This is a genomic window from Sutcliffiella rhizosphaerae, from assembly GCF_917563925.1.
Lineage (GTDB): Bacteria > Bacillota > Bacilli > Bacillales > Bacillaceae_I > Sutcliffiella_A > Sutcliffiella_A rhizosphaerae.
The window spans coordinates 20990-30455 of record NZ_CAKJTJ010000038.1 but is presented as its reverse complement, the minus strand read 5'-3'; the positions used below and the strand labels follow the sequence as shown (position 1 = coordinate 30455).

At 40.0% G+C, this 9466-nt stretch carries 8 protein-coding genes; 7 read left to right on the top strand and 1 reads right to left on the bottom strand.

What is annotated here, in order from left to right; all coding sequences use genetic code 11:
* Window positions 1-44: 44 nt before the first annotated feature.
* A complete protein-coding gene (locus tag LRP81_RS20025) occupies window positions 45-287 on the bottom strand; it encodes a DUF2627 domain-containing protein (RefSeq protein ID WP_230504462.1) in 243 nt (80 codons plus the stop codon).
* A gap of 167 nt (window positions 288-454) precedes the next feature.
* On the opposite strand from LRP81_RS20025, the gene LRP81_RS20020 reads away from it, so the two are divergent.
* The 7 genes from LRP81_RS20020 to LRP81_RS19990 all read left to right on the top strand — a co-directional run bounded on the left by LRP81_RS20020 (window position 455) and on the right by LRP81_RS19990 (window position 9439).
* Window positions 455-2506, top strand: coding sequence for a sigma-54 interaction domain-containing protein (locus tag LRP81_RS20020; RefSeq protein ID WP_230504461.1), 2052 nt, complete (start codon window positions 455-457; stop codon window positions 2504-2506).
* A gap of 134 nt (window positions 2507-2640) precedes the next feature.
* Window positions 2641-3540 (top strand): phosphate butyryltransferase, encoded by a 900-nt coding sequence (gene yqiS, locus LRP81_RS20015; protein WP_230504459.1) that lies wholly within the window; start codon window positions 2641-2643, stop codon window positions 3538-3540.
* Window positions 3541-3583: 43 nt separating this feature from the next.
* Window positions 3584-4687, top strand: a complete 1104-nt coding sequence (bcd, locus tag LRP81_RS20010) for a Leu/Phe/Val dehydrogenase (protein WP_230504457.1) — start codon at window positions 3584-3586, stop codon at window positions 4685-4687.
* Window positions 4688-4744: 57 nt separating this feature from the next.
* Window positions 4745-5872 (top strand): butyrate kinase, encoded by a 1128-nt coding sequence (gene buk / locus LRP81_RS20005; RefSeq protein ID WP_230504455.1) that lies wholly within the window; start codon window positions 4745-4747, stop codon window positions 5870-5872.
* 16 nt (window positions 5873-5888) lie between these two features.
* Window positions 5889-7313 (top strand): dihydrolipoyl dehydrogenase, encoded by a 1425-nt coding sequence (gene lpdA / locus LRP81_RS20000; protein WP_230504453.1) that lies wholly within the window; start codon window positions 5889-5891, stop codon window positions 7311-7313.
* Between the two features lie 137 nt (window positions 7314-7450).
* A complete protein-coding gene (locus LRP81_RS19995) occupies window positions 7451-8443 on the top strand; it encodes a thiamine pyrophosphate-dependent dehydrogenase E1 component subunit alpha (RefSeq protein ID WP_230504451.1) in 993 nt (330 codons plus the stop codon).
* Between the two features lie 12 nt (window positions 8444-8455).
* The gene (locus tag LRP81_RS19990) at window positions 8456-9439 is read left to right on the top strand and encodes an alpha-ketoacid dehydrogenase subunit beta (RefSeq protein WP_230504449.1); all 984 of its coding nucleotides are present in this window, start codon (window positions 8456-8458) and stop codon (window positions 9437-9439) included.
* Window positions 9440-9466: the final 27 nt, after the last annotated feature.

Sequence of the window (9466 nt, the reverse complement as noted above, 5' to 3'; positions counted from 1 at the left end):
TAGTCACCCCCTCCTACTCGATTACTTTTAGAAAAATGCCTTTCTTAATGTTCCTTCTTCTTAAATCTCTCCTGAACTTTACTGCGCTTTCTATCACGATAAAAAATAAACCCGGCTACAAACCATAATCCCACCAAAAAGAATAAGAAACCAATAATAAATTGAAGTGTTAATGAGGGAATAAGAGGATGTCCGATATTAAAAACCATATCACGCATAAGCTTTATTCCGTAAACAGCAATTATTCCGGGAATTAATAATATGACTAAGGCTACAATTCGTTGCATGAATAGTATTTCCTCACTTTCCGATAAGTCCGAATTAATTATAGCAGAAATTTTCTTGCGTAGCAGAGAAAAAAGAATTAAGATAAAGGTGTGCAAAAAATTTCACACCTATAATAAAAGACTGTGAATTTTCTTTCAATTTTATTAAACGGTCAGAGGGGTTATGTATGCAGACAGTATTGATTGTTGGTGCTGGAAAAGGTGGTTCTGCGATTTTAAAAATGTTAACGCATTCAGGAATGTTTAATCTCCAAGCGGTGGTTGATAAAGATCAACGTGCACCGGGATTAGCGTTGGCGAAAGAAATGGGTATTAATATAGGTTTTGATTGGAAAGAGTTTCTATCAGACAAAGTGGACATTATAATTGAGGCCACGGGGTCAGAGGAAGTTTTCCAAGAAATTCGCGAATACAAAAGTAAAAGAACGGTTCTAATACCAGGTTCGGTGGCTCATATTACAGCTACCCTTGTGGAGGAAAAAGAAGCGCTAATTGCCAAAATGAAATACCAATCCCATAAACGTGACCTTATCTTTAACTTGTTACATGACGGATTGATGGTAGTGGACCACGCTGGAACTGTGATTATTTATAATAAAAGCGCAGAAAGAATAGTTGGGATAAAAAAGGAGCAATTGCTTGGGCAACATATATTGGAGAATGTACCGTCAAGTAGACTCCTTGAAGTAATACATACAAAAAAAGTAGAAAAAAACAAAGAAATGCTACTGCAAAACGGAAGAAAAATTATTACAACAAGGTCGCCGTTAATTGATGAAGGCGGTAAAGTAATAGGGGCATTTGCAATCTTTAAAGATATTACTGAAGTGATGCATCTTGCTGAAGAAGTAACAAACTTGAAAGGTATCCAGACAATGTTGGAGGCCATCATCCAATCATCTGATGAAGCGATCTCAGTAGTTGATGAACATGGTAGAGGGCTAATGATAAATCCCGCCTATACAAGGCTGACTGGACTTGAAGAAAAACAAGTAATTGGAAAGCCGGCCACAACAGATATTTCAGAAGGTGACAGCATGCACATGAAGGTACTGGAAACGAGGCGTCCAGTACGAGGTGTAAATATGAAGGTTGGTCCAACAAAAAAAGAAGTTATTGTAAATGTTGCACCGATAATAGTCGATGGGAAATTGAAGGGTAGTGTCGGTGTCATCCATGATGTTTCTGAAATTCAAACATTAACGACGGAATTAGACCGTGCAAGGCAAATAATAAGGACGTTAGAAGCGAAGTACTCTTTCGAGGATATAATTGGGACCTCAGATGAAATGAGTTTAGCAATTGATCAAGCGAAGCTTGGGGCGAAAACGCCAGCGACGGTATTGCTTCGCGGAGAGTCAGGAACTGGTAAGGAATTGTTTGCCCATGCCATCCATAATGCCAGCAATCGAAAGTACAATAAGTTTATTAGAGTTAACTGTGCGGCTTTAACAGAATCATTACTTGAAAGTGAATTGTTTGGATATGAAGAAGGAGCATTTACTGGTGCCAAAAGGGGCGGGAAGAAAGGTCTTTTTGAAGAAGCAAACAATGGAAGTATATTCCTTGATGAAATTGGTGAGTTATCTGCTAATACACAAGCAAAGCTATTAAGGGTCTTGCAAGAAAATGAAATCATTCGTGTAGGTGGAACAAAAGCTATTAATGTTAATGTGAGAGTGATTGCCGCTACAAATGTAAATTTGGAAAAAGGTATCGCTAATGGAACTTTTCGGGAAGATCTCTATTATAGGTTGAACCGAATGCCAATACATATCCCGCCTTTGAGAAAGAGAAAGGAAGATATCGAGGCACTAAGTGAGCACCTGCTTCGCAAGATTAATCAAGACTATGGCAGAAATGTAGAAGGCTTAACACCGAGAGTCATCAATCACTTGGCGGCATATGATTGGCCAGGAAATGTCAGGGAATTGGAGAATGTACTAGGAAGAGCAGTCATCTTTATGCAATTCAATGAGGTGTTTATTGATTTAAGCCATATACCTGCATTAGCTGAATCTAAGGAACGTGGCCATAGAGAGTCAACTGAAACAGTTTCGGATGAAATGACGTTGATGGAGATGCTGGAGGGATATGAAGCTAAAATCATCAGTAAAACACTGAAGAAAAATAAAGGGAATAAAACAAAAACTGCTAAGGAACTAGGTGTATCAATAAGAAACCTCTACTATAAAATGGAGAAGTTTTCGATTGAATAGAAATGCATGCAAAATATTGCTTAATGTGAAGGATTTTGCATTATCACTTTAAGTGAAATAAAGCGTTTTCATATAAATTCTGTGTTGGCACGGTTCTTGCATTAAATAATGTGAAGAAAGGAAGGGTTGAGAAAATGAAACTAGAAGAACTTATCACCAAAGCAACCCAGCTCACCTCAAAGGTTGTAGCGATTGCTGCTGCGGAAGATGAAGAAGTAATCGAAGCAGTTTCTCATTCCTTAAACAAACAGCTAGCTTCATTTATATTGTTTGGGAATGAGGGGAAAATAACAGCATTATTAGAGGAACACCAAATTGATCTGAAACATAGTGCTTTAAAAATTGTCCCGGCAAATGGAGCGAAGAAAGCATCAGAGCTTGCTGTGAAAGCAGTAACAAATGGTGAAGCAGATGTTTTGATGAAAGGGAATGTTCCTACTGCCATCATTCTAAAGGAAGTTTTGAACAAAGAATATGGTATGCGAACTGGAAATGTACTTTCTCATGTTGCTGCATTTGAAGTGCCTGGTTATGACAAGTTAGTTTTTGTTACAGATGCAGCGATGAATGTAGAACCAGATATTAACCAAAAGGTTCAAATTGTTCAAAACTCTGTTCAGGTAGCTCGAGGACTTGGGATAGAGATTCCAAAGGTTGCTCCATTAGCAGCAGTTGAAGTGGTGAATCCTGCCATGCAGGCGACAGTAGACGCCGCTTTACTTACCCAAATGAACAATAGAGGCCAAATCAAAGATTGTATAGTGGATGGTCCATTGGCATTGGATATTGCTATGTCTGTACTTGCTGCAGAGCATAAAGGCATAAAAAGTGATGTTGCTGGTCATGCAGATATACTTTTTGTTCCTACAATTGAAGTAGGGAATGTCTTGTATAAGTCATTAATTTATTTTGCTAGAGCGAAGGTTGGGGCTATTATTGCAGGAGCGAAAGCACCGGTTGTATTAACTTCAAGAGCAGATACTGCGGAAAGTAAATTATATTCTCTCGCACTTGCAGTTTGCTCTGTTAAATAAAATTCAAACTATATTTTCAACTATCTTGGGGAGGAATTTTATCATGGAAATTTTCAAATATATGGAGACTTACGATTACGAGCAACTAGTTATTTGTCAGGATAAACAATCTGGATTAAAAGCTATAATCGCGATTCATGATACTACTTTAGGACCAGCACTTGGTGGAACACGTATGTGGACGTATGCCAACGAAGCTGCGGCAATTGAAGATGCATTACGTCTTGCAAAAGGAATGACTTATAAAAATGCCGCTGCAGGATTGAACCTTGGTGGTGGTAAAACCGTAATTATCGGAGACCCGCGTACAGATAAAAACGAAGAGATGTTCCGTGCATTCGGGCGATATATTCAAGGATTAAATGGTCGTTACATCACTGCAGAAGACGTGGGAACGACTGTGGCTGACATGGATTTAATTTATGAAGAGACAGATTATGTAACAGGTGTATCCCCAGCATTCGGTTCTTCCGGTAACCCATCTCCAGTAACAGCATTTGGTGTATATCGTGGGATGAAAGCAGCAGCAAAGGAAGCGTTCGGTACTGATTCCCTTGAAGGAAAGGTTATTGCAGTTCAAGGTGTTGGAAATGTTGCGTACACGCTATGCCGCCACTTGCATGAAGAAGGAGCGCAACTTATCGTAACAGATATTAACAAAGAGGCAGTTAATCGTGTTGTAGAAGAGTTTGGAGCAAAAGCAGTAGACATTAATGATATCTATAGCGTTGATTGCGACATTTATGCTCCATGTGCACTAGGAGCAACGATTAATGATGAAACTATCCCTCAATTGAAAGCAAAAGTAATTGCTGGTGCTGCTAACAACCAATTGCTAGACACAAAACATGGAGATATCATTCATGAACTAGGAATTGTATACGCACCTGATTATGTAATCAATGCAGGGGGAGTAATCAATGTTGCGGATGAGCTATACGGTTACAACCGTGAACGTGCATTGAAAAAAGTAGAAGGAATCTATGACAACATTGAAAAAGTTATTGAGATTGCAAAACGTGACGGAATCCCGACTTACCGTGCAGCAGACCGCTTAGCAGAAGAGCGCATTGAAAGAATGAAGAATTCTCGCAGCCAGTTCTTGCAAAATGGTCATCATATTCTTAGCCGTCGTAATGGAAGATAATATTACAAGTAACGCTTGGTCAAGGTTGTGTGCTTAGCAACTACCTTGACCTAAAAAATGGAGGTTTCAACTTTGTCAGAAAAGGAATATCGCATACTTGTCATCAATCCAGGATCTACATCTACGAAAATTGGCGTATTTGACAATGAGCGTTCCGTATTTGAAAAAACATTGCGTCATGATAGCGAAACGATCAATTCCTTTGCAAGTATTTACGATCAATATGAATTTAGAAAACAAACCATCCTTGAAACGTTAGATCAGGAAGGAATCAATATTTCCAAGCTAAGTGCAGTATGTGGACGCGGCGGACTTTTACGTCCAATCGAAGGTGGCACGTATACGGTTAATAAGGAAATGCTTCATGACCTTAAGATTGGATTTGCGGGACAACATGCATCGAATCTCGGAGGCATCATTGCTTTTGAAATCGCGACTGGTTTAAACATCCCATCATATATCGTTGATCCGGTAGTAGTTGATGAGCTTTCTGATATTGCTCGAGTTTCAGGTTTTTCTTTAGTTGAACGGAAGAGTATTTTCCACGCTTTAAACCAAAAAGCAGTAGCTCGCCGAGTTGCAAAAGAAATTGGTAAAAAATATGAAGATCTAAATCTTATCATCACTCATATGGGTGGAGGTATTACAGTTGGAACGCATATCGGAGGACGTGTAGTGGATGTAAATAACGGGCTACATGGGGACGGACCATTTTCTCCAGAACGTGCCGGTACGGTTCCTGCTGGAGACCTCGTTTCTTTATGCTTCTCTGGTGACTATTATCGTGATGAAATAATGAAAAAATTAGTGGGACAAGGCGGTCTAGTCGGTTACCTTGGCACAAATGATGCAGTCAAAGTAGAAAAGATGATTGAATCAGGTGATGAAAAAGCAGCTTTAATATATGACGCAATGGCATACCAAGTTGCGAAAGAAATCGGTTCAGCAAGTGCAGTACTTGCCGGAAAGGTAGATGCCATTATTTTAACTGGTGGCCTTGCTTATGGGAAAGGTTTTGTGAAACAAATCTCTGATCGAATCAGCTGGATTGCAGATGTAATCGTACATCCAGGTGAAAACGAACTTCAAGCACTTACAGAAGGAGCTCTGCGAGTTTTAAGAGGTGAAGAAGAAGCTAAGATATACCCTGGAACAGAAATCGAAACGAAAGTAATCCAAAGCTAGAAGGGAGCAAGAGAACATGGCACAAGAATACGATTTAGTCATCTTGGGTGGCGGAACAGGCGGATATGTTGCAGCTATTCGTGCATCCCAGCTGGGCTTAAAAACTGCAGTAGTCGAAAAAAAGAAAATCGGTGGGACTTGCCTTCATGCAGGTTGTATCCCAAGTAAAGCATTACTCCGAAGTGCAGAAGTATTTGCACAAACGAAAAATAGTGAAGAATTTGGGGTTGTTTCCGGTGAAGTGAAACTGGATTTCATAAAAGTGCAAGAACGAAAACAAAAAATTATTGATCAGCTCCATAACGGAGTTCAGCACTTAATGAAACAGGGTAAAATTGATGTTTATTATGGAACAGGGAGAATTTTAGGACCTTCCATTTTCTCACCAATGCCAGGTACAATCTCTGTTGAATATGCAAATGGTGATGAAAATGACATGCTAATTCCCAAAAACGTAGTTGTTGCAACTGGATCTCGTCCTCGTTCACTTCCTGGTCTTGATATAGATGGCAATCAAGTGATGACATCTGATGAGGCGCTCGCATTAGAGGAGTTGCCAAAGTCTATTATCATTGTAGGCGGAGGTGTTATCGGAATTGAATGGGCATCTATGCTTGCAGATTTTGGTGTAGAAGTTACAGTACTTGAGTATGCAGACAGTGTACTACCTACAGAAGACAAAGAAGTATCAAAAGAAATGCAACGATTATTGAAAAAGCGTAAAATCAAGGTAGTAACAGGTGCAAAAGTACTTTCTGAAACATTAGAAAAAGCTGAAAACTCAGTAACCATCAAAGCAGAACATAAAGGGGAAGAGAAATCCTTCACCGCAGAAAAAATGCTTGTTTCTGTAGGACGCCAGGCAAATGTAGAAGGCATTGGACTTGAGAATACAGATATCCAAGTGGAGAAAGGATTTGTTCAAACGAATGAATTCTTCCAAACGAAAGAATCACATATCTATGCAATTGGTGATGTAATCGGTGGACTTCAATTAGCCCATGTTGCCTCCCACGAAGGAATTGTTGCTGTTGAACACATTGTAGGAGAAAATCCTTCTCCAATTGACTACTCTTTAGTATCAAAATGTGTATATTCAAGTCCGGAAGTGGCATCTGTAGGTTACACCGAAGAAGAAGCAAAGGTAAAAGGCTTTCATGTAAAAACCGGTAAATTCTCTTTCCGAGCAATTGGTAAAGCATTAGTTTATGGTGAGTCTGATGGTTTTGTGAAACTTGTCGTCAACAAAGACAATGATGATATTTTAGGTGTTCATATGATTGGACCACATGTAACAGACATGATCTCAGAAGCTGGATTAGCAAAAGTACTTGATGCAACACCATGGGAAGTTGGTCATACCATCCACCCGCACCCATCTTTATCTGAAGCAATAGGCGAGGCTGCATTAGCAGTAGATGGGAAAGCGATTCATTCGTAATAATATAGAAGTGGCTTTATGTCTGTTAATAGGACCTTTAAACCTTATGGGATAGAGCGTTTAAAAATGGACATCTAAATCATAAATTTTTGCGGAGAAAAAAATACTCCCACTTTGTACATAGGAGGTTTAAGAAAATGGCAGAAAATCGTCATCAAGCTCTTGGGCTTACAGATGAAAAAGTATTAGAAATGTTTGAAACTATGTTACTAGCACGCCGCATTGATGAGCGTATGTGGCTTTTAAACCGAGCAGGAAAAATTCCATTCGTAATCTCTTGCCAAGGACAAGAGGCAGCGCAAGTAGGTGCAGCATTCGCACTAGATCGTGAAAAAGATTATGTATTACCATACTACCGTGATATGGGTGTCGTCCTTACATTCGGCATGACTGCAACGGAACTTATGCTTTCAGGGTTTGCAAAAGCTGAAGATCCTAACTCTGGTGGACGCCAGATGCCTGGACATTTCGGTCAAAAGAAAAATCGTATTGTAACAGGATCATCTCCAGTTACAACACAAGTTCCACACGCAGTTGGAGTAGCTCTTGGTGGGCGCTTAGAAGGAAAGGACTTAGTAACGTTTGTTACATTTGGTGAAGGCTCTTCCAACCAAGGTGACTTCCATGAAGGTGCTAACTATGCAGCAGTTCATAAATTACCAGTTATCTTCATGTGCGAAAACAATAAATACGCTATCTCTGTTCCATATGAAAAACAAGTGGCATGTGAAAAGATATCTGACCGTGCAATTGGGTATGGTATGCCAGGTATCACAGTAGATGGGAATGATCCACTTGAAGTATATGCTGCTGTAAAAGAGGCTGCAGATCGTGGACGTCGCGGCGAAGGTCCAACACTTGTTGAAACGATTTCTTATCGCCTAACTCCTCACTCCAGTGATGACGATGATCGTGCATATCGTGAAAGAGATGAGGTAGCTCAAGCAAAAACAAAAGATCCAATTGTAACATTTGCTGAGTACTTAAAGTCTTCTGGTGTTATGTCAGATGAAAGAGAAAAAGAAATCAACGATAAAATTGCTAGCATAGTGAACGAAGCTACAGAATACGCAGAAAGTGCTCCATATGCAGAAGCTGAATCTGCATTGAAGCATGTTTACGCTGAGTAAGGGGGAACGAACATGGCAGTAATTTCTTATATAGATGCAGTAACAATGGCCATCCGTGAAGAGATGGAGCGTGACTCAAAGGTATTTGTACTAGGGGAAGATGTAGGTCTTAAAGGTGGAGTATTTAAAGCAACTAACGGACTTTATGAGCAATTCGGAGAAGACAAAGTAATTGATACACCACTTGCTGAATCGGCAATCGCTGGGGTTGCAATCGGTGCAGCAATGTATGGGATGCGTCCTATTGCTGAGATGCAATTTGCTGACTTCATAATGCCAGCAGTAAACCAAATCATTTCAGAAGCAGCAAGAATCCGTTACCGCTCAAATAATGATTGGTCTTGCCCACTAGTTGTTCGTGCTCCTTATGGTGGAGGGGTTCATGGTGCGCTTTACCATTCTCAATCAGTGGAAGCAGTTTTTGCTAACCAACCGGGTCTGAAAATCGTAATGCCATCCACGCCGTATGATGTTAAAGGTTTATTGAAAGCAGCAATACGTGACGAAGATCCTGTTTTATTCTTCGAGCATAAGCGCGCTTACCGACTAATAAAAGGTGAAGTACCGACAGATGACTATGTACTTCCTATTGGAAAAGCAGATGTGAAACGTGAAGGGGAAGACATCACCGTTATTACTTACGGACTGTGCGTACACTTTGCACTACAAGCAGCAGAGCGTTTAGCGAAAGACGGAATCTCTGCACACATCCTTGACTTACGTACGGTATACCCGCTAGACAAAGATGCAATCATGGAAGCTGCTTCCAAAACAGGAAAAGTACTTTTACTTACAGAGGATAACAAAGAAGGAAGCATTATGAGTGAAGTATCTGCTATTATCGCAGAAAACTGCTTATTTGATCTTGATGCCCCAATTATGCGTCTTGCTGGTCCAGATGTACCTGCGATGCCATATGCACCAACGATGGAAAAATACTTCATGGTTAATCCTGACAAAGTGGAAAAAGCGATGCGCGAGCTAGCAGAATTCTAATTTTTGAAATGCAAAGGAAGAGTGTTC